This window comes from Candidatus Thiosymbion oneisti (assembly GCF_004359955.1).
Lineage (GTDB): Bacteria > Pseudomonadota > Gammaproteobacteria > Chromatiales > Chromatiaceae > Thiosymbion > Thiosymbion oneisti.
On sequence record NZ_SMSC01000013.1, the window covers coordinates 25,179 to 50,206 of the forward strand.

Consider the following 25,028-nt stretch of genomic DNA (forward strand, 5'->3'; position numbering starts at 1 on the left):
TTAACCAGTGAAGGCCAGACACAAGCGCTTCGTCTTCGTCGCCCTCGCCATCCTGGGCGTGGGCATCGCCGCGGCCCTGGCTATCAGCGCCATGCGCAGCAATCTCTCCTATTTCTTCAGCCCCTCCCAGGTGGCTGCCGGGGAGGCCCCGACGAACGCCCTATTCCGGCTCGGCGGCCTGGTGGTGAAGGACAGCCTGGCCCGGCAAGGGGACGGCCTGACGCTGACCTTTGCGGTCACTGACAATGCCGAAACCCTAGAGGTGAGCTACACCGGGATCCTGCCGGACCTGTTCGGCGAAGGCCAGGGCGTGGTGGCCAAAGGCCGCCTAGGTGAGGACGGGGTCTTCTACGCCGAGGAGGTGCTGGCCAAGCACGATGAATCCTATATGCCACCGGAGGTGGCCGACAGCCTGCGGCCCGTCCAGGCAGCGGACGGCACCGAGACGGCCGCGGGCCGATGATCCCGGAACTGGGGCACCTGGCCCTCATCCTGGCCCTGGCCCTGGCTATCATCCAGGCCATACTTCCCCTCGCGGGCTCCTTCACCCACCGCCGGTCCTGGATGGCTATGGCGCGGCCCCTGGCCTGGGGTCAGCTCGCCTTCTTAAGCCTAGCCTTCGCCTGTCTGCTGTGGGCATTCCTGAGTGACGACTTCTCGGTCCTCTACGTGGCCCGCAACTCCAATCGCCTCATGCCCGCCGTTTACAAGGTCTCGGCCGTGTGGGGCGCCCACGAGGGCTCGCTCCTGCTGTGGGCCCTCCTGCTCGGCGGCTGGGGCGCGGCGGTGGCGGCCTCCGGGCGCAACCTGCCCCCCCAAGTAGCAGCGCGGGTGCTCTCGGTGCTGGGCCTGATCGGCATCGGCTTCCTGCTCTTCATGCTGCTGACCTCCAACCCCTTCACGCGCCTGTTCCCGGTGCCGCCGGAGGGACGGGACCTCAATCCCCTGCTCCAGGACCCGGGGCTGGCCATCCACCCGCCCATGCTCTACATGGGCTATGTGGGCTTCTCGGTGGCCTTCGCCTTCGCCATCGCCGCGCTCCTGGGCGGTAAGCTGGACGCGACCTGGGCGCGCTGGTCCCGGCCTTGGACCACTGTGGCCTGGGTCTTCCTGACCCTCGGGATCGCCCTGGGCAGCTGGTGGGCCTATTATGAGCTGGGTTGGGGCGGCTGGTGGTTCTGGGACCCGGTGGAAAACGCCTCCCTCATGCCCTGGCTGGTGGGCACGGCCCTGATCCACTCCCTGGCGGTCACCGAGAAGCGGGCGGCATTCAAGCGCTGGACCCTGCTCTTGGCCCTGTGCGCCTTCTCCCTGAGCCTGCTCGGCACCTTCCTGGTGCGCTCCGGGGTGCTGACTTCGGTGCACGCCTTCGCCACGGACCCTGCTCGCGGCACCTTCATCCTGGTGTTCCTGTGCCTCGTGGTCGGCGGTTCCCTGGCCCTTTACGCCTGGCGCACGCCGGAAGTCTCCGGCGGCGGGCGCTTCGACCCCTTGTCCCGGGAGACCTTTCTCCTGGTCAACAACCTGCTGTTGACGGCCTTCGCCGCCCTGGTCCTGTTCGGCACCCTGGCCCCTCTGATCTACGAGGCCATGGGCTGGGGCAAGATCTCCGTGGGCTTCCCCTGGTTCAACCGGATGTTCCTGGCCCTCATGCCCTTCCTGGCCCTGGCCCTGGGCATCGGCCCCATGACCCGCTGGAAACGGGATCAGGCCGGCCGCTTGGTCAAGGGGCTCGGGATCGCCGCCCTAGTCTCCCTCGCCACCGCCGGTGTGGCCAGCCTGTTCCCACCCAAAACCACGGGCGGCTCCCTGTTGGTCGCCCTGGGCCTGGGGCTGGTGGCCTGGGTGCTCCTCGCCCACCTGGCGGGGCTGCGGGACCGCCTGCGTCGCCGACGGGACATCGCGGCCGTGGCCGCGGACCTGAAGGGCGGCGGACGTGGCTATTACGGCATGCTCCTGGCCCATCTGGGCGTCGCTATGTTCATCTTCGGTGTCACCATGGTCTCCAACTTCGGCAGCGAACAGGACATTCGCATGTCCCCCGGTGACGTCCATGAGACCGCCGGCTACCGCTTCCGGTTCGAAGGCGTGACCACAGTACCCGGCCCCAACTATCGGGCCGTCCGAGGCCGCTTCCTGGTCTTCCAAGGGGACCGGCAGATCGCGGTGTTGGAGCCCGAAAAGCGCACCTACTTCACCAGCCCCAAGCCCATGACCGAGGCCGCAATCGACTGGGGATTCACACGCGATCTTTATGTCTCCCTCGGCGAACCCCTAGGTGAGAGTGGGAGGGATGGCGACTGGGCCCTGCGCATCTACTACAAACCCGCCGTGCGCTGGATCTGGCTCGGCGGCCTATGCATGGCCCTAGGTGGACTGCTCGCGATCACGGATCGCCGTTACAGAAGATTTATCCGCAAATGAACGCAAATTTGAGGAGACATTAAGATGGCAAAAAACTACAGATTCGTCGCTCTTGCTCGAGACCTTTCCGTAAAAAGAGCTCTAATCAAAGCACTCCGTGGTGGGAGATTGAGCTACCAAGAGGTAAAAATGATCGTTGCCAGTATCTTCGACGGTAACGGCATTACTTATTGGGAATTCAATGAGTTACAGGAGATATTAAGAACGGCCAAAACATTGAATAGGTATGCAGATTTATTCATCAGAAGTTTCCTCGCCAATCGCTATCACGATTACCTGCGTATGAAAACACAGCATAGGAGTAAAATACATATCGTACCTTACACTAAGGACCATATTCCGAAGACTGTGCCAAACGACAGGCGGCCGGGTAGGGGCATGACCCCACGCTACCTCACCATCCATTCTACAGCTAACAAGAACTCAACAGCGAAAAATGAACGAGCCTGGTTAACCAATAGTGAAAACAACAGAACCGCCAGCTATCATATTGTTGTAGACCAGAAGGAGGCAATCGAGTGTATCCCGCTCAACGAAATTGCCTGGCATGCAGGGGATGGAAGGGGAGGGACCGGGAATACTGAATCAATAGCCTTGGAAATCTGCGAGTCTGGGAACAGAACGAAAACCCTGAAAAATGCTATTTCCCTCACGGCCAAGATCCTGAGAGATCATAAATGGGATGTTTCCAAACTAAGACGTCACTATGATTGGAGCAGAAAGATTTGTCCTAGGATATTGATCGCTAGTCAGCATCGTGAAAGGCAGACGCAAACTTGGGATTGGTTCAAAAAGGAAGTCAGTGAATTATCACACCCACCAATTGTCTCCCCTACACTCTTTTCATACGATTATTTCATTTCTCGTACTACCCGATAACTCAGTGCTGTTCAGTTAAGCAAAGGCCGATATTTTGGTTCAGGGCATCGGCGAGGGGGATACTGTCGTCAAGCCTCCAAGAGTGGATTTTACAACAGCATCCCGTGAAACGACATGTCGGTCTCCAAACCTTCGTTTCTTCTGAACCAACTAAATGAGCGTATACATATGAAAAGAACCCTGTTCTTAAAGGCGACCTTGTTGATATTCGGTCTATCCTGGTTGTTATGTGCGCAAGCACTTTCGGACAACTTGGACGAATCAGCGCAAGCGCTGCTGATGACAAAAGCGGATGTCATCTTAAAGGCGGTCAAATCCGCAGACTTTGTTTCATTAAGCGAGCATGTTCATGAAGCCAGTGGTCTTGGATTCTCGCCGTACAGTAGAAATCTATCGGAATTATTCATAACCAAATTTCAGAAAGGCAAAGTCGCCGATTTCGGAACAGACGACACGAGATATTTCTGGGGCTATTACGATGGAATAGGTTCTCCCATCAGATTGACACCGAAGGACTACTTTGCGCAGTTTGTTTACGACATAGCTTTTGACACGCAGGCAGGGAAGTCCTTCTTGAATCCTAATACCTTGCGAAAAAACCCCGACTTTAGGGCAATCTACCACGCCTATCCCGATTCGAGCTTTGTACATTATCATTTCGAAGGCACTGCAGAAACAGCCTTCAAGGATTTCAAGGATCTGATTCTAATCTTTTCTAAATTTCATGGCGTATGGTACTTGATCGGCCTTGCGCATGGTGAGAGCACGATTTAGCTCGTAGATACTCTGTTCCGATGCAAGTCCACTTTGCCTCTTCATTCCCAAAAGTTTTTCTCGCTCTCACACGCTACGTGGGAACGAGAGAGTGCGGCGCTTGCGGTTCGACAAGACGGTAGCGGCTATGGCTCATAGTGTCTCCGAGACCCTCCGCGGCGCGGAGCTTCCGCGTTCCCACGCGGCGCGTGGGAACGAGAGAAAACAACCCGTAGGATAGTGGCAGGTACGGTGACCACGAGGGTCTGAGGATGGGTAAATTCATCAGCGCCTTGCTACCCCTGGGGATATTCGTCGCCTTGGCGGCATTGCTCTTCAATGGCCTGATGCGCGACCCCAGTGCCATCCCCTCCACCATGATCGACAAGCCCACGCCGGAGTTCTCGCGTCCCAGCCTCCTCGATCCCACCCGGTTAGTCACCCAGGAGGCCCTGCGCGGTGATATCACCCTGGTCAACGTCTGGGGCACCTGGTGTGTAAGCTGCCGCCAAGAGCACCCGCAGCTGCTGCGACTGGCCGGGCGCGAAGGCATCAAGATCGTCGGTTTCAACTGGCGGGACGAGCGCACCCGGGCCATCGACTACCTGCGCAGCCACGGCAATCCCTATGCCCTGACTGCCATGGTGGGAGACACGGATCCCCTTATCGTCAACTGGGGTGTGGTCGGCGCCCCCGAAACCTTCTTCATCGACCGCAAGGGCACCATTCGCTACAAGCACACAGGGCCGATCACCCCCGATATTTGGAAGGATCGACTGCGCCCCATCTACGCAACCCTGAAATCCGAGCCTTAGCATATGCGCCCTACCCTGCCTCTGCTCGCCCTGCTTGGGGCCTTGATACCCTACATAGCGGGCGGCTACACCCTCGAACAGTTCACCTTCGACACCCCGGAACAGGCCGCCGACTTCCGCGCCCTGCTTACGGAGTTGCGGTGCGTGGTCTGTCAGAACGAGACCCTCGCGGCCTCTCAGGCGGACGTGGCGCAGATCATGCGCGAAGAGGTCTATCGGCTGGTACAGGAGGGCAAGGACGAGGCCCGGATCAAGGGCTACCTGGTGGACCGTTATACCGATCACGTCCTCTACGACCCGCCGTTGAAGCCCTCCACCTACCTGCTCTGGTTCGGCCCCTTTCTACTCATCGCGGTGGGCGCCTGGTTACTGGTCCGCACCCTCCTGCGCAAGCGGCAGGACCCGGATCACGCCCTCTCCGCACCGGAGCGGGAGCAGCTGCGGGAGCTGCTCACCACCCCCGGACCGGATCAAGACGGATCGGATCGGGATCTCGATAATGGTTCAGGAAGAAACGCTCCGGGGCTGGCTGCTTCGCCCCCTCTCCCGCCGAGGGTGTCGCAAAAGCCCCGCTCCCACCGGGAGGGTGTCGCAAAAGCCCCGCTCCCGGTCTCTGGTTCCCAGGCAGCGCATGGGAACGAGAAAAATAGGCATGACTGATGACCATTTGGACCGGCAACTCGGCATTCAGGTCCTCCCCGATAGCCGGAAGGGCCAACGAAATATCGGTAGTCCCGGGAGCCGACAGAATGTCGGCGATCCCAGGGGCCGACAAGATATCGGCGATCCCAGGGGCCGACAAGATATCGGCGATCCCAGGGGCCGACAAAATGTCGGCGGTCCCGGACCGGCTGGGACCACCGTCTTTCAGACGGCTTACGGATCCAATGACCAGCTGCCGGATAACGCCGGACAGCCGGCAGGTTTGGCTCCCGTGTATACGAATGGTGGACACCGGCCCGATGCTCTCCGCGGCGCGGAGCAACCAGGTTCCCACGCAGCGCGTGGGAACGAGAATGACCGCGTTGGGCGCCACCTTTTACGACACCCTCCCGCCGGGAGAAGGCCAGGGAGAAGGGATCAAAAAAGAAACGGGGCGTGGTCGATGAACCGCTCTACGCTAACCACTTGAAAATTTACCGCTACCAGGACCCCCCAAGTGACTATCTTCTGGCTCTCGGCCGCCGCACTCATCGGCCTGGCGCTCCTGTTCGTCGTGCCGCCTCTGCTCTCGCGGCGCGACCGCAGCAGGGATGACCCGGATCGAGACGAGTTCGCCTTGACCCTCTTCCACCGGCAGCTGCAAGAGCTGGATGCGGATCTAGCCGCCGGCGCGCTGGATCGGCAGCAATACCAGACCGCCCGCCAAGACCTGGAGCGGGAGCTGCTCCATGACCTCGAGGGCACCCCTACCGAGCCTGCCGCTGAGGCCGGCGATGGACGCTGGACCGTCGTATTGCTTGCGGTCCTCCTGCCCACGGTGGCAGTCTCCCTGTATCTGTACCTGGGGAACAGCGAGCTCATCCCCCGCTTGGCGGCAGCCACCGCGGGGCCCCAGGCGCCGGCGGCACATCCGGGGCCCCAAGGCGAGATACCACCCCTGGAGGTGATGGTACAGCGCCTGGGGGACAAGCTGGAACGGCACCCGGACAACCTGGAAGGCTGGATGATGCTGGGCCGTACCTACTTCGTCATGGGCCAGCCGCAGCGCGCCCTCCAGGCCCTGGAGCGGGCCTACGACCTGGCACCGGACAACCCGGACGTCCTGGTGGCCTATGCCGAGGCGATTGCCGCCAACCACGGCAGTGCCCTGGCGGGCCGCCCGGCCGAGCTGATCCAAGCCGCCCTGAAGATCGACCCGGAACACACCGGCGCCCGTTGGCTCGAGGGCCTGGTCTCCTTCCAAGCCGCCCGCTATGACCAAGCCGTGGAGCAATGGGAGGCGCTGCTGGCGACTTTCGACCCGGAGAGCACGGAAGCGGCGGAGCTCACGCGCTACATCACCCAGGCCCGCAGCCGCCCAAGGCCGGAGCCGGAGCCGGAGCAAGCGCCGGAGCAAGTACCGGCTGGAACCGAGACCGGGGACACCGCGCAAGGGACCCCACCCAACACCGCTGACGCCGCCAAGCCGGAACGGCCGGCCGGCCCCCAGCCCGCGGCAGCTACCGCTGGGGTAAGGGTAGAAGTATCCCTGGCGGAATCTCTCTGGCCCCAGGCGAATATGAACGACAGCCTCTTCATCTACGCCAAAGCGGCCGCAGGCCCCCCCATGCCGCTTGCGGTCCACCGCGGACACGTCCGGGATCTACCCTTGACTATCACCCTCACCGACGCCATGACGGTGATCCCCACCATGAAGCTATCCGAATTCGGTCAAGTGACCATCGGCGCCCGCATCTCCAAGAGCGGCCAAGCCACCCCCCAAAGCGGCGACCTGGAAGCTGAAGTGAGCATGGTCAAACCAGGCCAGATCGGTATCGTGAAGATCCTGATCGATCGGGTGAGACATTGAAAGCTGTACCATGCTCGGGTAAGACCCAGCTCAATGCCATTAAGTTAAGCGTTACCGGTCGACAAACAAGAGGTGAAACGACGAATCACGCGAATCCGCGCGAAATTGTCATCCCGAACCGAAGGGAGGGATCTTTTTCGCGCGCTTCGTCGTTTTCTCTTCCGCTAACGTGGGTATTATTCGGTGGCCCTGTCTTCTATCCAGGTCAAGGAGTATTAGCAAACATTTATATGGTAATTTATGATAGCTATGGTAGTCTGTGACAGCTCCGCTCTTATTGGGCCTACTGGGATAGAAAGGTCAAGCTGTATGCCGACCGACCGGAGCTGGTCGGCGCGGTAGTTTTTGTGAGAATGAGATCAAATGATTACCCGCAATCGCACTATCAATCACATTATCGTCCTACTGATTTTGGCACTCGTTGTGGCGATTGCCGCTTGGTCGCGCCTCCGCTATGTCGAGGAGAGTGACCATGAACCGCGACGCATTCCCCTCTATAAGCATCCGGACTTTGAGCATCCGGCCTCCCGGAAGGGGCCTAGCTGATTGGCTTGTCTGTGGGATTAGGTTTTGCTCCAGCTCCACTTCAGGATTGCTAAAAAATCGGGGCCGCAGCTGCGGCCCCGATCAATCAGTCGCTCCCCGATCAACCGCTCAGGGCGGCGTGGGAGCAATGCCCCCCGCCGATGGCGGGGGATTTTTGTCGGTCCTCAATTCGCCTCGGCCGCCGAAAGGTCCCAGACTTTCGGTGAGTGGTAGAGACGCTGAAGCAGCATCTCGCGCTCGATCTCCATCTCCCGCGGTAGGTGATCGCCGAAGCGGGTAAAGAGCTCTTCCTGGTCGTTGGCTTCCTTGCGCGCCACCTCGCGGTCGATGTTCATGATGGCGAAGTAGGATTTCTTGCCGAAATCCAGTCCCTTCCAGTCCAGGGCCTCATAGGGCGGTACCCAGCCCATGGGGCTCTCGATCGCCTCGGCTCCAATCGTACAACGCTCGACGATCCACTGCAGCGCCCGCATGTTCTCGCCGAAGCCGGGCCAGATGAACTTGCCTTTATCGTCCTTGCGGAACCAGTTGACGCGGAAGATCCGCGGCGGCGTGGCCACGCGCGAGCGCCCGATCTTCAGCCAGTGCTTCCAGTACTCGGCCATGTTGTAGCCGATGAAGGGCAGCATCGCCATAGGATCGCGGCGCATGGCCTCCTGGCCGATGGCGGCGGCGGTGGCCTCGGAGCCCATGGTGGCGGCCATGTAGACCCCGTGCTCCCAGTTGTAGCCCTGATAGACCAGCGGGAAGTTGTGGCTCACCCGCCCGCCGAAGATGAAGGCGCTGATGGGTACGCCGGCGGGATTCTCCCAGTCCGGGTCGATGGAGGGGCACTGGGAGGCCGGTGCAGTGAAGCGGGAGTTGGGGTGGGCGGACGGGGTGCCCGTACCAGGGTTCCAGTCATTACCCTTCCAGTCGATCGCGTGCGCCGGCGGCTCATCGGTCATCCCCTCCCACCAGATATCGCCGTCGTCGGTGAGGGCGCAGTTGGTGAAGATGCAGTTCTCCTTCAGCGACTCCATGGCATTGGGATTGGACTTGTAGTTAGTGCCCGGTGCCACACCGAAGAAGCCGTACTCGGGGTTGATGGCGTAGAACTTGCCGTCCTCTTTGGGCTTGATCCAGGCGATGTCGTCGCCGATGGTGGTGACCTTCCAGCCCTCCATGGTCTTCGGCGGGATCAGCATGGCGAGGTTGGTCTTGCCGCAGGCGCTGGGGAAGGCCGCCGCCACGTAGGTCTTCTTCCCCTCGGGGGACTCGATGCCCAGGATCAGCATGTGCTCGGCCAGCCAGCCGTCGTCGCGGGCCATGACGGAGGCGATGCGCAGGGCTAGGCACTTCTTACCGAGCAGGGCGTTGCCGCCGTAGCCGCTGCCGTAGGACCAGATCTCCCGGGTCTCCGGATAGTGGGTGATGTATTTGTCGTCGATATTCGGGGCGCAGGGCCAGGTGACATCCTTCGCGTCCGCTTCCAGAGGGGCGCCGACCGAATGGACGCAGGGCACGAAGTCGCCGTCGTCACCCAGCACGTCCAAGACCTGCTGTCCCATGCGGGTCATGATCCGTTGGTTGACCACCACGTAGGCCGAGTCGGTGATCTCGAATCCGATGTGCGCGATGTCGGAGCCCAGCGGGCCCATGCTGAAGGGAATGATGTACATGGTCCGTCCGTGCATGCAGCCCTTGAACTTCTCGTCGAGAATGGCCCGCATCTCTTTGGGGTCCATCCAGTTGTTGGTAGGACCTGCATCCTCTTCCTTCTTCGAGCAGATAAAGGTGCGGTTCTCGACCCGCGCCACGTCGCTGGGGTGGGAGCGGGCGAGATAGCTGTTGGGCCGTTTTTCCGGATTCAAGCGGGTGAAGACCCCGGCCTCCACCAACTCGCCGCACAGGCGGTCATATTCCTCTTGAGATCCGTCGCACCAGTAGATGCGATCCGGCTCGCAGAGTCGGGCTATGTCATCGACCCATGCCAGCAGCTTCTTATTGTTGGTGCGGGTCGCACCGTCGTGGGTAACTGTCATTTCGAGCTTCTCCTCCAATTTTTGCCAGGGGTGGTTTATCGGTAACCGCGGAAAGATCGGAACAGAGAATCGCCGGGCGTTGGCCGGCGACCATCTGAAACCTGAAGAAAAACCGGGGACCGAATCCGCAACAGGCACACAGCGTGTGGTAATCCAGGATATTAGGTTAACGTCTTTTGCAAGCGGGCGCACCGCCACCGGTCGCGCTGTACGCTCCGAACCCGAAGGTGTCAATTGTGGCGTGCGGCGGTGGGGTTGTCCACAATGAATGCCCATTGGTCCCTATAGGACCGGATAATGGGCGGGGCGCAGGGCCTGACTCCGGAGTATCCTCACAAATCAGTCTCCAGCTTCGGATCATGCCGGCATACTTACCGGCAGGCGCCTGGCACCCCAGGTGCCGGGCTGGGATTCAAAGTGGCCGGCACAGGCGGTACCGCAGGCTGTGCACTTGCCCTCCGGCGTCAGTCCCCAAGTCCCGAGCCGGTACCAATCGCGTTGGATGAGCAGCGCCCCGCACCTGTGGCACCAGGTGCTCCCCCCTTCGGGATCCCGGACGTTGCCGGTGTAGGCGTAGCGTATCCCGTTGCGGCGGGCGATCACCCGCGCCCGGGTCAGGGTCTCGGGCGGCGTCGGCGGCAGGTCCTGCAGCTTCCAGTCAGGATGAAAGGCAGTAAAGTGCATGGGGGTTTCGGGGCCCAGGTGCTCCCGGACCCAGGCGCACATGCGCTCCAATTCGGCGTTGGAATCATTGTGGCCCGGAATCAGCAGGGTAGTGAGCTCGAGCCAGACTTGGGTCTCCTGTTTGAGGTATTCCAAGGTCTCCAACACCGGCGCCAGCCGGCCGCTGCAGAGGCGCCGGTAGAAGTCGTCAGTAAAGGCCTTCAGATCCACGTTGGCCGCATCCATGGCGGAGAAGAGGTCCTCCCGCGCCCCCGGATTGACGTAGCCTGCGGTCACCGCCAGGTTACGGATGCCCCGTTCCCGGCAGGCCAGGGCCGTATCCCGCGCATACTCGAGAAAGATGACCGGGTCATTGTAGGTATAGGCGACGCTACGGCACCCCAGCTCCTCGGCCTTGCGGGCGATGGCCGCGGGCATAGCGCTTGCGGCCAGGGTATCAATCTGCCGGGATTTGCTCATATCCCAGTTCTGGCAGAACTTACAGGCGAGATTGCAGCCGGCTGTCCCAAAGGACAACACCGGGGTACCGGGCAGAAAGTGGTTGAGCGGCTTCTTCTCGATCGGATCCACGCAGAAACCACTCGAACGCCCGTAGCTGGTGAGCAGGATCTGATCATCCGCGCAGATACGCACAAAGCACAACCCCGGCTGCCCCGCCTTGAGCCTACAGGCCCGCGGGCAGACATCGCACTGGATGCGGCCGTCTTCCAGCCGGTGCCAGTAGCGCGTCGGGTGATGACTCGGTCGGACGCTCATGGTCACCTGGTACAGATGCTCTCAAGCTCGTAGGTTGGGCAAAGTCGCCAGGGACGGCGGCGTGCCCAACAAATCATTTAAATATTAACCACCATCACTTTCCCAACGCGGTAGTGGTAAATTTTTAAGTGGTCAGCATAGAGGGGTTCATTGACCACTCCCCATTTCTTATTTGATCCCCTCTCCCCAACCCCTCTCCCGGCGGGAGAGGGGCTTTTGCGACACCCTCGGAGGGAGAGGGGGTACAGCTTGTGGCGCGCCCAACACACTGCTAGTGGCTAGGTTTCCATTTAAACCTTAACCACTACCCCCAACGCTATCATCGGCGGCAAAATCCTTTGGCCGGAAGCCACTGTCATTGCGCAGAGTGACGAGTCCCTCACGACCCAGGGTCAGCACGAACAACCCCTGGCGATAGGCATACCGGTCCGCGGACTCATCGATGCCCAAGGCGGCAACCGCTCCGAACAGGCGGTAGCCCCGGTATTCGGGGAAGAACTCCGGAAACTTCTTCAGGTCTTCAAGAAACTTGCGCACGTCCTTTACCCGCAGGGTGCTCTTGACCTCCACCACCACCAGGGCGTCACCGTTCACCAGTAGCAGATCGATCTCCAGCTCCTCTCCGCCCCGGCGTACCCGCGGCCGCTCCAGGCTGCGGTTGACCGCGATCCCCCACGCCTGGAACAGCTCGACCACTCCTGGCTCTACGAGGGCCTCGAGCAACCGGCCCCACTGGCTGGTAAACAGGTTCTCGACCGCCCGCGTCTGGGCGGAGAGGGCCGCGATTTCCCGCTCCGTGGCCTCGAAACGCCGGTCGAGACGCCGGTCGGTCTCTGCGATACGCTGGTCGAGACGCTGGTCGGTCTCTGCGACACGCTGGTCGAGACGCCGGTCGGTTTCCCGGAACAGGGTCCAGATCGACTCAACGGCCTGTTGTATCTCTACTTGGGTCATGGTTCTACGCCCAGGGACATGTCGATTCGGGGCAATCTATGGAAAGTGGCCTGAGGCGGGTCTCGCGTTGGGTGTAGGTTGCGTTAGCCGCGCAGGGAAACGCCTGGGGTCCACCTCACACAGCGTAATGCAACCCGTCAAACCCTGTCCCGACGCAGGAGGGATCTTTTCCCTCCGGACCACACCAAACATTTCCATAATTGGTCTCAATTATGCCGAAAACGCAGCCGGTAGCCGGCATCCTCGTGGTCGGTGAAGAAGGCAGTCAAAAGGGGATGTCGGATCGGGTCTCCGGATGGGTCCGGCTCCAGATTGCGCTCCGCCACATAGGTCTGGTGCTCCGCCTCGTGTACCAGCACCCGGTACCAGGGCTTGTCCTTGGGTGGACGCGAGCGCGCCACCTGATCGTACCAGGCATCGCTGCCCAGAAACATCGCGTCCACGTCCAGGACAACGCCCCGGTAATTGAACAGCCGGTGGCGGATCACCTGCCCGATGTGGAATTTAGCTTGGAGTGACCTCATGGTTCGATCCCGCGCTCGGTGGTTTCGACCATAGCGGCCACCACCTGGGTCCAGGCCCGCGCCGTGTGGTCGCGCTCATAGCCACCGCCACCCATGGCGAGGAGACGACCCTCACAAATCTCATCGGCGATCCGGCACAGGGAGGCGGTTACTTGCCGGTGCACCGCCGGGCTCAGCTGCAGGTGGGTGATGGGATCGCCGGCCAGGGCATCCGCCCCGCACTGCAACAGAATAAACTGGGGCCTGTAGTTTTCGATGAAACGCTCGGCCCTGGACCACAGACGCAGGAATTGCCCATCCTCGGCAAAGGGGGGCAAAGGCACGTTCAACTTGGTACCACGGGCCGCGCCGGTTCCGGTTTCGTCGGCATGGCCGGTGCCCGGATACAGATAGTGCCCATCCTCGTGGAAGTCGACCACGGCGAGCTCGGGGTCATCGTCAAAAGCGTAGAAGACCCCATCGCCATGGTGGGCATCGATATCCACATAGGCGATGCGCTGAATACCGTGCACTTGCCGCAGGGTCTCGATGGCGACGCCGCAGTCGTTGAAGACGCAGAAGCCGGCCGCCCCGTCGCGTCGCGCGTGGTGGAGCCCGGCGATAGGCACCATGGCGCGGGTCAGATCCCCGGCCAGGATCCGCGCCACCGCATCCAGTGTACTCCCGACCACGAACAGCGCCGACTCGTAGATGCCCACCACGGCCGGCGTATCGCCATAATCCAGATAGCCCTGGCCTGTTGCGGACTGCTGCCGTACCTGTTCGAGGTAGGGACCGGTGTGAAAGCGCAGCACCTCCTCGTCCCGCGCCTGGACCGGCGGCAGACTCCGAATCTTCGCCTTCAGACCCGACTCCGCGAGGGCATCCCAGAAGGCGTCGTGGCGATCCGGGCCAAAGGGGTGCCCATCGCCGAAGCCGTAGCGAGCGAGTTGCTCCCCGCCGTAAACACCGATCCGTCTCTCTGCCGTCGTATGGATAGTCATGGCACCGATGCATCCTCCCTCGAGAACCTAACCCTACTCTGTCACATTCCAGGCTGAGGGCGCACATAAATTTTCTGAATGGTCAAATCTCACTGCTTGAGAGCGCCAGCCATGCGTTACCTGCCGTAGCCAGTCCCCATATTTCGATACACCGGGCGATAGTGGTTAATGTTTAAGTTAATGGCATTGGTCTCTAAGCGGCAACCTCAATAAAACTCGATAGGCTCGAAGGCTCCGGTACATCATAACCTTCGGTAAGCATTCCCTGTAAATGGAATTCAATATCCTACCCTCCTAATGCAGGGCGGATTGCACCGCTTTGCCGGCGCACGCCAAGTGGATCAGAGGTAGATTGGGCTAGCTCGTAGGTTGGGCAAAGCCGGTAGGATGTGGTGAGCGCCGGGCGCGGAGCAACCGGCGCGAACCGCATCGTTGGTGTGGTGAGCGCCTGCCTACCGCCCCAGGAGGGTGTCGCAAAAGGCACCGATCTCGTCCTTTGCCCCCCTCTCCCCAAGCCCCCTCGCTGCGCTCGGGGCAGGCTCTCTCCCGGCGGGAGAGGGGCTTTTGCGACACCCTCCCCAGGGACGGGGCAGGTAGGCAGCGAATCGCATTTTTGGACGGCAGCGTGCCCAACAAATCATTTAAATATTAACTACCAGCGGGTTAGAATTGGAGTAGAGTATCCACACGCCGAATATAGGCGCTTTAGCTCCCTGTTCTGGATTGGCGGGAGGATAAGAGCAGACATGTCATATGGGAACAGGTTGGGCGGGCGTCGGACCACTTTCCGGGCACGGGTCCGAGCCGTCTTTCGGAAACGGCCGGTGGCCTATGCCGCAACGGCCAGCTTGCTGCTCGGGCTTGCGATCCTGACCGTCCTCTTGTACTGGATGAAAGGACTGAATGTCTTCGGGCTGGCATTGGTGCACTTAGCGCCGGCATTGATCGTCACTCTGACCAATTTCCGTTGCCGGCTTGCGGGACGGCCTGCCGACTGGCCGCGCTGGCTCCTGATCATCGGCTTGCTCAATGTCGCCATAGCCGTTGGCGTCTTGGTGCTTGGTGTAGATTCCGGCGACCAGATCCTTGCTGTCACCCTTGTGCTTGCAATGCCGATTCTGGTCGGGACGACCGTCCCCCGGCTCTTCAGCACTGTCGAGCGTGCACTGGAACGAATTCCGCGGCTAGATGCGAAGCTGACCAAATGGCTCTCGGCGCCTACGCTCTACGCCTGGTCACTCGTCTCCCTGATTCTGCTTTTGGCCTTTTTGTGGGGAGGCTTTTGGGGAGCCCTGTTGGATGGGAGCATCCTAGCGATCGCATTTGCGGCGCTCTTGGGCATCGCCTGTGTGCTATCAGTGCTTACGCGCCGTACCCTCTGGGCTTCGGGTCCACTCCTGCGCCGTTGGCTGCCCCACATCCCTGCCTGGATCATTCTGACATGGTTTCTCGCGGTGCTCATCGGCCTAGACAGAAGGATAGATTTCGATCTCGTGTTAATCACGATCGTCCTCACTACGCCGGTGGCTGTCTTCTACTGGGCCCTCCTGCGGCTGCGTCGCTCGCCGGTCAATCCGTTGCCCGAGGGGCATTCGGATCGTGCCGAATCCATCCAGTCCAGGGTCGAGCATTACACCGACGTAGCGGGTTATTCGAATCGGCTGCAGGAAGCCGTGCGGCGGTCCGACGGGGGCGTGTTCGGCGTAACCGGCGTGCGCGGCGCCGGCAAATCCGCCCTGACCCGCCACTTGCTGGCCCAGCTCGAGCACGATTATTTCACCTTGGAGGTCACGGCCCCCCCGTCCGCCACGACCCGGATCTGGGATTCTTCATTTCCGTCTGCCGCGCCGTCTGTCGCAAGACCCTGGACGACCTGGAGCCCATTCTACACGAGAAACGCGCCGGCGCTGGTGGAAAACTCTGGCAGCAGATCCGCAATCCGTTGTTGGTTCTGTTCGCCGTAATGGCCATCTTCTCGCTGTTGTGGGTGTGGATGGGAGATCGGCCGACGATGATCACAGACGGAGAAAAGGGCTGGAACGACTGGGTTTGGGAACCGCTGCTCGGGAGCGTGCTCTGGTATCAAACCCTGCCTATTGAGTCCGAACGGAAAACCGTCGACCGGCTCCTGACTCAAATCGACCAGGCACTTGGCAAGGAGGTCAATCAAGATTCATCGAATGCCGGCTATCTCCTGGTGCCCGCGTCAGATCCGGGTCGATTCTCACTTCTCTGGTATGTGCTGAAGAAGGATGAGGATGAGAAGAGGGATGCGGATGCCCGAAAGGCCCTGTGTTTATACCGGACGAAACTAGACTCGGACTACCCCCTTTCGCCGTTCCCCTTTCTCATCTTTTCCCTTCCTTGGCAGCAGTGGGGAAAATGGTTGGAGGAAATTGAAAACACGCCTGTAAACGATCAGTGGATCTTCGACTGGTTAAACAACATCTACAGGCCAGATATCGACGAGTTGAATCTTGTCGAATGGGCAGAGTTGATCTCTTGGGCCAAAGACAAGCTGGCTGCACCCTTTGCCCATCTGAGTCGAGAGCTGGGCTTCCATCTGCGGAGTCCTGCAAGCAATGAGCAGGAAGCACAGACCAAGCTGGTCAGTGAGCTCATCCTGGAGGCCTTCGCCGACGCCGACCCGCGTCTTGCGTTCGATGTCTCAAGGTTGCGGCAATTCCGGGAAGTATTACAGGTTTACCGATATCTGTTGGATGGGGATGTAATCCCCCGTGCGCGACCCGCTCTGGATACGGCGTCACCAGAGTCCGCCTTGGCTGCGCCGTCACCGGGTTCCACCAACCTCAAGAACCTGCCAACCCTTTTCTGGATTGCCCTTGCGGGTATCCTACTTTTGATCTTGACGGTACCGGTTTGGCGGACACTTTCGAGTCTGGCGCGGGCCCTGGTCAATTGGCGTTATCTGACGCTCTCTGCCGAGGCGGAGGGATTCCTGGAGCAGCTCGCCTATCGTAGCAGCCGGGAGTCCAGTGCCGGCCTGTCCTGGAAGGGTATCAACCTCGGGCGCAAGCAGACATTGGCCGCGCAGGATCTGACCCTGCCGGGCCTGACCACGCGTTATACGAGCTTCCTGGATCAGGTGCGACGGGCCTACAACGGCAAGGCGGTGATTGCCATCGATGAGTTGGACAAGATACATGATCCCGAGCAGGTCAAAGAATTACTCACCGAGATCAAAGGGGCCCTGTTTGTGCCGGGGATCTTCTATCTCATCTCCATCTCCGAAGACGCCGCCCGCTCCTTCCGTCGTCGCTTGGCGTCGGGCCAGGATATCTTCGAGAGCACCTTTGACGAGATAATCGACGTCCGACAGATAGGCGTGGCGACCGCCGTCGCTATGCTGGAACGCCGCGAGGAGACGGGGGAAGACACCGAGCGATTGCCGCGCGCGTGTCTGGAGGTGGCGGCCCTCTTCGGCGGCGGTATCCCGCGGGAGATCATCCGTGCCCGCCGCACCCTCTCGTTCGCCGAGGTAGGAGCAGCCGGCAGGACGCGGCGCTGGGCCGCCAGGATTCTGCTCAAAGAAGAGCTGGAACAGTGGGAGGGGCACCTGGGAGAGGCCAATCTCTCGGGTGCGGATACCATTGCGATTCGCCGGCACGCCCGGGCCGCGGCCGAGTGTCTACAGGCGGGTGATGACAGTGAAGCGACCTACGGCAAGATCCGGAAGGCGCTGGAGCCCGGTATCGAGATCATCGATCCGCAGGGCCTGCGCCACACCGTCGGCTACCAAGCCGAGGGCATAGCAGCCAACACCGAAGCGAAATCGGGCGACGGGCCTACGCCGGAGCAGCAGGCGGCGGCGTACCGCCATATCGCCGGCGACCTGCAGACCCTGCTGCGGCTCTTGATCCTGACCCACCTGGGCGAGCGGATTGTGTGTCCGGACGAACCACGGGAAAACTACGAGGCCCGCATCCTGGAATGCCACCGGGCCCTGGCGGACAAGCCGGCCCTCGCCGAGACCCTGCTCGACGAATTGCGGAAAGGCCCCGACGGTTAGCACATCGATCGATGCGGATCCGCCGGTCGGTCGAGAAGACGAAGTACGACATTCGTATCGAGGAGATAGGTCGGCATCAATAGAGCTCGGAACGGTCGATAGCGTGCGCCGGAACGGACGGCACCTCCGGCAAGCTGTCCAACCAGGAACGCAATGCGGTCACCCGCCGCTCACGCGCTGCCTGCTCGTTCCCAGCTTTCAGGGTAGGAGCGCCGTTTTGAACGCTCCAGTGGTTGGTGTTTTGTGACGTTGGAGCGGAGCTGGAAGTATATTCTCTGGAATAGGTCATTTTCACGTTTTTACCCAAAACAGCGCGTAGGATGCGGTGAGCACCTGTCTAGGTGAAGGGACGCACGGGCAGGCAGCGAACCGCATCTTTGGATAGCCCGGGCCCAACATCCAACCAATTTGTTGGGCACGCCCGCCGTCCATGGCGGGCTTTGCCCAACCTACCTGGCTGACTTTTCCACAGCGCAAGCAGATAAACAAGAAGGTTCAGCCCCGCACATTCTTGCCCAAGGCAGACCTGCGCATCGGTGACAATGTGCTTGGCAATTTGTTTCACCTCTTGCTTTAGCAAATGAAACAATCTGCGGATCAAAAAAATCTTTGCACCCTTTGCACCTTTGCGGCTCAGCCTGTTATCTGTTGAATGACGGCGCTGACCTGCTGCACCCGCTTGGCCGGATCGGTCAGGTCGCGGAAGAAGCGTAGCTTGTCCGTGCCCTCGAGCTTGAATTCCTTAGGGCTGGCCTGGATGAGCTCGAGCATGCGGGTGGGGTCGATCCTGGGCTCGGCGTCGAACAGGATGCGTCCGCCGGTGGGGCCGGCCTCGATTTTCTTGATGCCGAAGGGCTTGACCTTGAGCTTGAGTGCCGTGACGGCGAACAGGTTCTTGGCCGGGTCCGGCAGCAGGCCGAAGCGGTCGATCATCTCTACCTGGAGCTCTGTGAGCGCCGTGCCGGTGGCCGCGCCGGCGATCCGTTTGTACAGAACTAAGCGGCTGTGTACGTCGGGCAGGTAGTCGTCCGGCAGCAGGGCGGGAACGGCCAGATCGATCTCGGCGCCCTGGTCCAGGGGGCGGTCGAGCGCCGGGGTGCGGCCGGATTTGAGGGCCGCGACCGCCCGTTCGAGCAGGTCCATGTAGAGGCTGAAGCCGATCTCCTGGATCTGGCCGCTCTGCTCCTCCCCCAGCAGCTCACCGGCGCCGCGGATCTCCATGTCGTGGGTGGCGAGGGTGAAGCCGGCCCCCAGGTCTTCCAGGGATTCGATGGCCTCCAGACGCTTCTTGGCGTCCGGGGTCATGGCCGCCGGGGGCGGGGTGAGCAGATAGGCATAGGCCCGGTGGTGGGAGCGCCCGACCCGCCCGCGGAGCTGATGGAGCTGGGCCAGGCCCAGCTTGTCAGCGCGGTTGATGAGGATAGTGTTGGCGCTGGGTACGTCGATGCCGCTCTCGATGATGGTGGTACACACCAGCAGGTTGAAGCGGCGATGGTAAAAGTCCCGCATCACCCGTTCCAGCTCCCGCTCGCGCAGCTGGCCGTGGGCGACCTGGATGCGGGCCTCCGGGATCAGGGCCGCGAGCTTTTTGGCCGTATTGTCGATGGTCTCCACTTGATTGTGGAGAAAATAGATCTGGCCGCCGCGCTTGAGCTCGCGCAGGCAGGCCTCTTGGATCAGGGCGTCGTTCCACTGACTCATGAAGGTCTTGATGGGGTGGCGCGCCACCGGCGGCGTGGCGATGATGGACAGGTCCCGCAGGCCGGACATAGCCATATTCAGGGTGCGCGGGATGGGGGTGGCGGTCAGGGTCAGGATGTCCACCTTGCTGCGCAGGGATTTGAGCCGTTCCTTGTGACGGACCCCGAAGCGGTGCTCCTCATCCACGATGACCAGCCCGAGCTGCTTGAAGACGATGCCCTTCTGGAGCAGCTTATGGGTGCCGACCACGATGTCGATAGTGCCATCGGCCAGGCCTGCGAGGATGCGCTGCTGCTCCTTGGCGGTGCGAAAGCGTGACAGGCTCTCGACCCGGACCGGCCAGTCGGCGAAGCGGTCCGAGAAGTTCTCATAGTGCTGCTGAGCGAGCAGGGTGGTAGGCACCAGCACGGCCACCTGCTTGCCGCCCTGCACCGCCGTGAAGGCGGCCCGCATGGCCACCTCGGTCTTGCCGAAGCCGACGTCACCGCACACCACCCGGTCCATGGGCTTGGCATCGGTCATGTCGGCGAGTACGGCGTCGATGGTCTGCTGTTGGTCCGGGGTCTCCTCGAACTCGAAATTCGCGGCGAAGGCGGCAGTATCCTCCCCATCGATCGGGAAGGCGAAACCCTGGCGCGCGGCCCGGCGCGCATAGACATCCAAGAGCTCGGCGGCCACGTCCCGCACCTTCTCCGCGGCCCGGCGTTTGAGCTTCTCCCACTGTCCGCTCCCCAGCCGGTGCAGGGGGGCGGCCGCCTCGGAGGCGCCGGTGTAACGGGAGATCAGGTGCAGGGAGGCAACCGGGACATAGAGCTTGTCGTCCTGGGCGTACTCCAAGGTCAGGAACTCGGTAGCCATGCCGTTGATCTCCAGGGTCTGGAGCCCCAGATAGCGGCCGACGCCGTGGTCCTCATGCACCACGGGAGCGCCCAGGTGCAGCTCCGTGAGGTTGCGGACCACCGCCTCGCCGTCGCGCTCGGCCCGCTGCCGTCGGCGGGCCTGACGCACCTGTGCACCGTAGAGCTGGGTCTCGGTGATCAGGGCCAGGTCTTCGCGTTCCCCCTTAGGCTCCCCCCCATGCTTCAGGAATAGCCCTTGCTCCAAGGGCGCCACCGCCAGTCCCAGGGTCTCGCCGGACGCGACAAACGCCTGCCAGCCGGCCACCGGGCGTACCTCGATGCCGAATCCGTGCAGGTTCTCCAGCAGCATCTCGCGCCTGCCAGCGCTCTCGGCGGTGCACAACACGCGCCGCCCGGGCGTGGCGAGAAACTCCCGCAGCGCCCCGGCGGGTTGGGCCGTCCGGGCCTGGATCGCCAGTGCCGGCAGCATGCGGGTGGTGAAGTTCACTACCCCACTGAAGCCCTTGCGGCGCTCCGCTATCTCGGTCGCCTGATGCATGACACCGGACATACGGTTGAGCCGCGCAGCCAGCTCGTCCGTCGTCAGATAGAGCCGGTTGGAAGGCAGCAGGGGGCGCTCGAGGTCATGCCGACGCTGCTCATAGCGGACGGCCACGTCGGCGAGGAAGCGCTCCGCCGCCTCCCGACATTGGGCGTCCTCGATCACCAGCGTCCCCTCGGGAAGATAGTCGAACAGGGTGGCGGTGCGGTCGAAGAACAGGGGCAGGTAGTACTCCAGACCACCGGGGACCGAGCCCGCGGAGACCTCGCGGTAGATCAGGCTCTGTTTGGGATCGCCCTCGAAGGTCCTGCGGTAGCGCTGGCGGAAGGCGGCGATTCCCTCCTCACTTAAGGGGAACTCCCGGGCCGGCAACAACCGGATGTGGGGGACCTGATCCCGGGAACGCTGGCTGTCCGGGTCGAAGGTGCGGATGCTCTCTACCTCCGCGTCGAACAGATCGATCCGGTAAGGCAACTCGCTGCCGGCGGGGAAGAGATCGAGTAGGGAGCCGCGCACCGCGAACTCGCCGTGGGCGATCACCTGGGACACGCACTGGTAGCCGGCCTGCTCCAAGCGGCGGCGCATGGCGTCCGGATCCAGGCGGTCACCGACCGCCAGTACCAGGGAGTGGCTATCCACATACTCCCGCGGCGCCAGACGTTGGAGCAAGGTGCCCGTCGGCACCACCAGGATGCCGCGCTTCAGGCTCGGCAACCGATGCAGGGTCAGCAAGCGCTCGGAGACCAGCTCCGGCAGGGGTGAGAACTGGTCATAGGGCAGGGTCTCCCAATCCGGGAAGCCGAGCACCGGCAGCTCGGAGCCGACCAGGAAGAACTTGAGCTCGGCCTGTAGCCGGGAGGTCGTCTGCACATCCTCCACCACGGCCAGCACCGGCCCCGGCGCCTGTTCGGCGGCCTTGGCGATGGCCAGGGCCCGGCTCGATCCGTACAGGCGGCCCCACAGTAAGCGCTCGCCGGTTTTAGCAGGCAGCGGCGGCGCGAGGGGGGAAACGGGACTGGGAGCGGCGGTTACCCTGGCGGCTGTGGTGGACATCATCGGGTTCGGGAGGCGAGGCACAACAAATGGTCAAGGGGGGCCGATTTTCTCACAGCCGCCGAAGGGCTTCACGCAGGGATAGTGGTCAATCTTTAAGTGGGGACATAGCCAACAGCGAGCCAGCCCAGGATGGGCTGTGAGCATCCAGCTCGTTCCCACGCTCAGCGTGGGAACGCCGTCTTGTCCGCTCCCGCGGACTGGATTCCGGCAATCCCTGCTGGAATGACGGCTTAACTTAATTTGATTACCCATAAATCTCAGCCATGCGCAAGAGGCGGTATGGCATTGGTGGTGTCCTGAGTGCAACATAGGTGAGGCGTTCGACCATGTCGCCCAACCGGTACCGTCTGTTGAATCGATACTCAAACTCAGCAAGGTACCTGCGGTACGTGCTTGAGGCTCACGGGGTGAAGCGTACCGGTGATGGCGTTCTTTATGTTGCCAAGCATCGTGTTGACCCATTTGAATGCAGGCTGTTCGACGCCTTTTCTGCCGCCTGCAGAGACAATGCCAACTTCGTCAACGGGAGCTTCGTGGATGCGAAGAGGGTACCGCTGGTCAGCGTTGTCCGGTGGTGGCAACGGTTGCACTGATAGACCTTACGGCTTGTGATCCGGCAATGCGTTGTGTTACCACAATTCGGGCAGACGAAACCGTCCGGCCAGCGCAGCCTGAAGAGCGCGTCATAGCATTGCTGTTCGCTGCCGTAATGCTCCAGGAATTCCGGCAAACTGAGCCCTTTTTGGAACTGGATGGAATTCTTCGACATGACCTTACCTTCCCCCAACTCAATGATTCCTATTCTAGACCATTTTCCAGGATCGTGGCTGGTTCTCGTGGGTAATCAAGTACCTTTATCCATACCCATTAAAAATCAAGGTATTAGTTTTTGGACAGCCTCTAAAGAATCCGCCTTTCCCGGTAGAGGTGGGATAAATAGATTTCCAAAAGCATCTTGGACAATCAGCCGCGGGAAATATCTTGGATTATAAGTGTCGAGTTCGTATCTGGTTCACGATTCCCGCCAACTGCTCGTCTTTTGGAGAATCCCCATTGATGAGCCACGCCATGAGGTACTCGTTGCGGCAATCTAGCAGACGCTCAAGACTCGCACGGTCGGCCGCGGAGAGGGCCTCGTATCGATCCACCAAAAACCCCTCGAGCAGCAGGTCCAACTCGCGCATTCCCCTGCGACAATGCCATTTCAGCTTGGCCTTATGAGTCATTGAGACGTTACTCTGTCACTTTTTCAATCCGCAGGTAGTGGTTGTAGATATCCTCTTCCTCTTTTGGATACCAATTCGGATTTTTGCGTACGCTTCCGATTTGTCTTATTACCGCTTTTTTAAATCGATTCCCCAGTCCCTTCGATTGAGCGTCATACCATTCTATCGCCTCGTTAAACTCGTTTGAAGCGAACTCGTGAATTTCAACCTTCAACATAAAGCTTCTCAAAATCTAAAAGTTTCGCTTTCCCCCTATTTACCTCTTCTATCCTTTTTCTTACTTCCAACACCCAGCAATTCCTGGTCTCTTCTTCCTCATGGTCAATGCTGGCGAGAATTAACTCCGCGAACGCCACTCGTTCGTTTGGGGGCATCTTTAAAGCGGAATCAAGTAAATTGTTATCCATTTGAAACTCCGTTCTACGCTTCTTGAAAGCCAAACTGATTGATTATAGTTCTTTAATCTCTTCGATTGAAAGCCCTGAAGTTCTAGCAATGACTACTATTGCCGTTCGCTGCCGGAAGACCATCGACGCCGCTACGCCGCGCTTGAGGCGCTGAAGATCGGCTTTGGCGGCATCGCGTATGTGGCGCGGGTGTTGGGGATGAGTCGGCGAACAATCTATACCGGGATCCGCGAGTTGGAGGAGATGAACCATGACGATCCCCAACGCCCACGGCGCCCCAGCGGCAATGAGAAGCGCATCCGCCGCCCCGGCGGCGGTCGTCGCCAGGTCACCCAACGTCAACCGGGGTTGGAAGAGACCCTGGGAGACGTCCTCGAAGCCCACAGTGCCGGCAGCCCCACCGATGAAACGGTGCGCTGGACCGACCTCAAACCGGTGCAGCTGGCGCAGCAGGTGCTTGTGCGTGCACGGCCGCCAAGCTGCTGGCGCGGGCCGGCTATCGTCGCCGTTCCCTGCGCAAGGAGCTGATCACCGGGCACGTCGATCCGCATGAACGCGACCAGCAGTTTCGTCATATCGCTACCTTGCGCCGCCAAGCCCGTGCCCGCGGCGTACCCGTGTTGTGTGTCGATACCAAAGTTGTGTGTCGATACCAAAGAAGAAGGAGGTGCTGGGCCACCGGCATCGTCGCGGGCCATGTTACAGCACCGATGTTCAGCTCGTTTATGACCACGATTATCGCCATCTCACCACGGGTATCTTGGTCCCTCGCGGGGTGTATGACTACCGTGACAATGCGAGCTTCATCACCTTGGGCACCTCCCGCGAGACCAGCGCCTTTGTCTGCGATGCCATCGCCCTGGCGTGGCACGAAGATCGTGCCGAGCATTATCCGCACACGCGGGAAATCCTGTTGACCTTCGATGCTGGAGGCGCCAACGCCGCGCGTTCGCTGCGCTTCAAAGAAGACCTGGTGGCGCTGAGCCGCCGCTTGGGCTTACGTCTGCGTGTCGCTCACTACCCCCCGTACACCTCCAAGTGGCACCCCATTGAGCACCGCTTGTTCAGCCAAGTCGAGCGCAGCTTAAGCGGTGTCATTCTCGATTCGGCCCGGACCGCCCGGGAAGCCATCCAGCGCACCCGCACCCAAACCGGGCTCACGGCCAAGGCATGCCTGCTCGATACCGTCTACGAACTGGGACGAAAATGCTCTGAGACATTCCACGAGATTAAACACAAGTTCATTCGCCATGACAGCGTTCTTGGAAAATGGAACTACGTCGTTAATGCCAATGAATTTTTGTGATTAGTGTATTGCTTATTTTTGAATCGTTACTTACGGTGATTTTTTGT

At 60.9% G+C, this 25,028-nt stretch carries 21 protein-coding genes and 2 pseudogenes; 13 read left to right on the plus strand and 10 right to left on the minus strand.

Going from position 1 to position 25,028, the window contains the following annotated elements; all coding sequences use genetic code 11:
* Window positions 1-7 precede the first annotated feature (7 nt).
* From ccmE to E1958_RS20845, 8 genes are all read left to right on the plus strand, one after another.
* Window positions 8-463, plus strand: a complete 456-nt coding sequence (gene ccmE, locus E1958_RS08985; protein WP_133511591.1) for a cytochrome c maturation protein CcmE — start codon at window positions 8-10, stop codon at window positions 461-463.
* Window positions 460-2,424: a heme lyase CcmF/NrfE family subunit gene (locus E1958_RS08990; protein WP_133511592.1), complete on the plus strand. Its 1,965-nt coding sequence runs from the start codon at window positions 460-462 to the stop codon at window positions 2,422-2,424. The genes ccmE and E1958_RS08990 overlap by 4 nt, the downstream gene beginning before the upstream one ends.
* A 24-nt stretch (window positions 2,425-2,448) precedes the next feature.
* On the plus strand, window positions 2,449-3,303 hold the full coding sequence (locus E1958_RS08995; protein ID WP_207787558.1) for a peptidoglycan recognition protein family protein: 855 nt from the start codon (window positions 2,449-2,451) through the stop codon (window positions 3,301-3,303).
* A 168-nt stretch (window positions 3,304-3,471) separates the two neighbouring features.
* Window positions 3,472-4,077: a hypothetical protein gene (locus tag E1958_RS09000; protein WP_133511593.1), complete on the plus strand. Its 606-nt coding sequence runs from the start codon at window positions 3,472-3,474 to the stop codon at window positions 4,075-4,077.
* A 251-nt stretch (window positions 4,078-4,328) separates the two neighbouring features.
* Window positions 4,329-4,871: a DsbE family thiol:disulfide interchange protein gene (locus tag E1958_RS09005; protein WP_133511594.1), complete on the plus strand. Its 543-nt coding sequence runs from the start codon at window positions 4,329-4,331 to the stop codon at window positions 4,869-4,871.
* A gap of 3 nt (window positions 4,872-4,874) precedes the next feature.
* Complete coding sequence (locus tag E1958_RS09010; RefSeq protein ID WP_133511595.1) at window positions 4,875-5,531, plus strand: cytochrome c-type biogenesis protein; 657 nt, start codon at window positions 4,875-4,877, stop codon at window positions 5,529-5,531.
* Window positions 5,532-6,030: 499 nt separating this feature from the next.
* A complete protein-coding gene (ccmI, locus tag E1958_RS09020; protein WP_133511597.1) occupies window positions 6,031-7,383 on the plus strand; it encodes a c-type cytochrome biogenesis protein CcmI in 1,353 nt (450 codons plus the stop codon).
* 363 nt (window positions 7,384-7,746) lie between these two features.
* Window positions 7,747-7,929, plus strand: a complete 183-nt coding sequence (locus E1958_RS20845) for a hypothetical protein (RefSeq protein WP_165741531.1) — start codon at window positions 7,747-7,749, stop codon at window positions 7,927-7,929.
* Between the two features lie 164 nt (window positions 7,930-8,093).
* On the opposite strand, the gene E1958_RS09025 is transcribed toward E1958_RS20845, so the two are convergent.
* From E1958_RS09025 to E1958_RS09045, 5 genes are all read right to left on the minus strand, one after another.
* Window positions 8,094-9,953, minus strand: coding sequence for a phosphoenolpyruvate carboxykinase (GTP) (locus tag E1958_RS09025; RefSeq protein ID WP_133511598.1), 1,860 nt, complete (start codon window positions 9,951-9,953; stop codon window positions 8,094-8,096).
* Between the two features lie 357 nt (window positions 9,954-10,310).
* Window positions 10,311-11,393, minus strand: coding sequence for an AmmeMemoRadiSam system radical SAM enzyme (amrS, locus tag E1958_RS09030; RefSeq protein WP_133511599.1), 1,083 nt, complete (start codon window positions 11,391-11,393; stop codon window positions 10,311-10,313).
* 297 nt (window positions 11,394-11,690) lie between these two features.
* The gene (locus E1958_RS09035) at window positions 11,691-12,347 is read right to left on the minus strand and encodes an ATP-binding protein (RefSeq protein WP_133511600.1); all 657 of its coding nucleotides are present in this window, start codon (window positions 12,345-12,347) and stop codon (window positions 11,691-11,693) included.
* A 206-nt stretch (window positions 12,348-12,553) separates the two neighbouring features.
* Window positions 12,554-12,871: a heat shock protein HspQ gene (gene hspQ, locus E1958_RS09040; protein WP_089728611.1), complete on the minus strand. Its 318-nt coding sequence runs from the start codon at window positions 12,869-12,871 to the stop codon at window positions 12,554-12,556.
* Entirely contained in the window at window positions 12,868-13,854 is a 987-nt protein-coding gene (locus E1958_RS09045) for an acetoin utilization protein AcuC (protein ID WP_133511601.1), read from the minus strand. Before E1958_RS09045 ends, hspQ begins: the two co-directional genes overlap by 4 nt.
* 746 nt (window positions 13,855-14,600) lie before the next feature.
* Between E1958_RS09045 and E1958_RS09050 the strand changes: the two genes are divergently transcribed.
* Together E1958_RS09050 and E1958_RS09055 are read left to right on the plus strand one after the other, a co-directional pair.
* Window positions 14,601-15,818, plus strand: coding sequence for a hypothetical protein (locus tag E1958_RS09050; protein WP_133511602.1), 1,218 nt, complete (start codon window positions 14,601-14,603; stop codon window positions 15,816-15,818).
* A 47-nt stretch (window positions 15,819-15,865) separates the two neighbouring features.
* Window positions 15,866-17,884 carry a P-loop NTPase family protein gene (locus tag E1958_RS09055; RefSeq protein WP_133511603.1) on the plus strand — a complete coding sequence of 673 codons (2,019 nt, stop codon included), beginning with the start codon at window positions 15,866-15,868 and terminating at the stop codon, window positions 17,882-17,884.
* A gap of 633 nt (window positions 17,885-18,517) precedes the next feature.
* On the opposite strand, the gene mfd is transcribed toward E1958_RS09055, so the two are convergent.
* The 5 genes and pseudogenes from mfd to E1958_RS09080 all read right to left on the minus strand — a co-directional run bounded on the left by mfd (window position 18,518) and on the right by E1958_RS09080 (window position 23,675).
* Window positions 18,518-22,042: a transcription-repair coupling factor gene (mfd, locus tag E1958_RS09060; RefSeq protein WP_243448290.1), complete on the minus strand. Its 3,525-nt coding sequence runs from the start codon at window positions 22,040-22,042 to the stop codon at window positions 18,518-18,520.
* Between the two features lie 244 nt (window positions 22,043-22,286).
* A pseudogene (locus E1958_RS09065) lies at window positions 22,287-22,811 on the minus strand (transposase).
* 217 nt (window positions 22,812-23,028) lie between these two features.
* A complete protein-coding gene (locus tag E1958_RS09070; protein ID WP_133511605.1) occupies window positions 23,029-23,268 on the minus strand; it encodes an FAD assembly factor SdhE in 240 nt (79 codons plus the stop codon).
* A gap of 7 nt (window positions 23,269-23,275) precedes the next feature.
* Window positions 23,276-23,485 carry a hypothetical protein gene (locus E1958_RS09075; protein WP_089728623.1) on the minus strand — a complete coding sequence of 70 codons (210 nt, stop codon included), beginning with the start codon at window positions 23,483-23,485 and terminating at the stop codon, window positions 23,276-23,278.
* Entirely contained in the window at window positions 23,472-23,675 is a 204-nt protein-coding gene (locus E1958_RS09080) for an addiction module protein (RefSeq protein WP_089728625.1), read from the minus strand. Before E1958_RS09080 ends, E1958_RS09075 begins: the two co-directional genes overlap by 14 nt.
* 198 nt (window positions 23,676-23,873) lie before the next feature.
* On the opposite strand from E1958_RS09080, the gene E1958_RS21245 reads away from it, so the two are divergent.
* From E1958_RS21245 to E1958_RS21250, 3 genes and pseudogenes are all read left to right on the plus strand, one after another.
* The gene (locus E1958_RS21245; protein ID WP_243448291.1) at window positions 23,874-24,203 is read left to right on the plus strand and encodes a hypothetical protein; all 330 of its coding nucleotides are present in this window, start codon (window positions 23,874-23,876) and stop codon (window positions 24,201-24,203) included.
* Window positions 24,188-24,241: pseudogene (locus E1958_RS21765) on the plus strand (hypothetical protein); the annotation flags it as partial. The gene E1958_RS21245 and the pseudogene E1958_RS21765, both read left to right, overlap by 16 nt.
* Window positions 24,242-24,318: 77 nt before the next feature.
* Window positions 24,319-24,981 (plus strand): ISAzo13 family transposase, encoded by a 663-nt coding sequence (locus tag E1958_RS21250; protein WP_279512424.1) that lies wholly within the window; start codon window positions 24,319-24,321, stop codon window positions 24,979-24,981.
* Window positions 24,982-25,028 lie beyond the last annotated feature (47 nt).

Bases quoted from the DNA above. Each gene is read 5' to 3' on its own strand.
- E1958_RS08990 (WP_133511592.1), top strand. From the start codon at position 460: ATGATCCCGGAACTGGGGCACCTGGCCCTCATCCTGGCCCTGGCCCTG.
- E1958_RS08995 (WP_207787558.1), top strand. From the start codon at position 2,449: ATGGCAAAAAACTACAGATTCGTCGCTCTTGCTCGAGACCTTTCCGTA.
- E1958_RS09000 (WP_133511593.1), top strand. From the start codon at position 3,472: ATGAAAAGAACCCTGTTCTTAAAGGCGACCTTGTTGATATTCGGTCTA.
- E1958_RS09005 (WP_133511594.1), top strand. From the start codon at position 4,329: ATGGGTAAATTCATCAGCGCCTTGCTACCCCTGGGGATATTCGTCGCC.
- E1958_RS09010 (WP_133511595.1), top strand. From the start codon at position 4,875: ATGCGCCCTACCCTGCCTCTGCTCGCCCTGCTTGGGGCCTTGATACCC.
- E1958_RS20845 (WP_165741531.1), top strand. From the start codon at position 7,747: ATGATTACCCGCAATCGCACTATCAATCACATTATCGTCCTACTGATT.
- E1958_RS09025 (WP_133511598.1), bottom strand. From the start codon at position 9,953: ATGACAGTTACCCACGACGGTGCGACCCGCACCAACAATAAGAAGCTG.
- amrS (WP_133511599.1), bottom strand. From the start codon at position 11,393: ATGAGCGTCCGACCGAGTCATCACCCGACGCGCTACTGGCACCGGCTG.
- E1958_RS09035 (WP_133511600.1), bottom strand. From the start codon at position 12,347: ATGACCCAAGTAGAGATACAACAGGCCGTTGAGTCGATCTGGACCCTG.
- hspQ (WP_089728611.1), bottom strand. From the start codon at position 12,871: ATGAGGTCACTCCAAGCTAAATTCCACATCGGGCAGGTGATCCGCCAC.
- E1958_RS09045 (WP_133511601.1), bottom strand. From the start codon at position 13,854: ATGACTATCCATACGACGGCAGAGAGACGGATCGGTGTTTACGGCGGG.
- E1958_RS09050 (WP_133511602.1), top strand. From the start codon at position 14,601: ATGTCATATGGGAACAGGTTGGGCGGGCGTCGGACCACTTTCCGGGCA.
- E1958_RS09055 (WP_133511603.1), top strand. From the start codon at position 15,866: ATGATCACAGACGGAGAAAAGGGCTGGAACGACTGGGTTTGGGAACCG.
- mfd (WP_243448290.1), bottom strand. From the start codon at position 22,042: ATGATGTCCACCACAGCCGCCAGGGTAACCGCCGCTCCCAGTCCCGTT.
- E1958_RS09070 (WP_133511605.1), bottom strand. From the start codon at position 23,268: ATGACTCATAAGGCCAAGCTGAAATGGCATTGTCGCAGGGGAATGCGC.
- E1958_RS09075 (WP_089728623.1), bottom strand. From the start codon at position 23,485: ATGTTGAAGGTTGAAATTCACGAGTTCGCTTCAAACGAGTTTAACGAG.
- E1958_RS09080 (WP_089728625.1), bottom strand. From the start codon at position 23,675: ATGGATAACAATTTACTTGATTCCGCTTTAAAGATGCCCCCAAACGAA.
- E1958_RS21245 (WP_243448291.1), top strand. From the start codon at position 23,874: ATGAGTCGGCGAACAATCTATACCGGGATCCGCGAGTTGGAGGAGATG.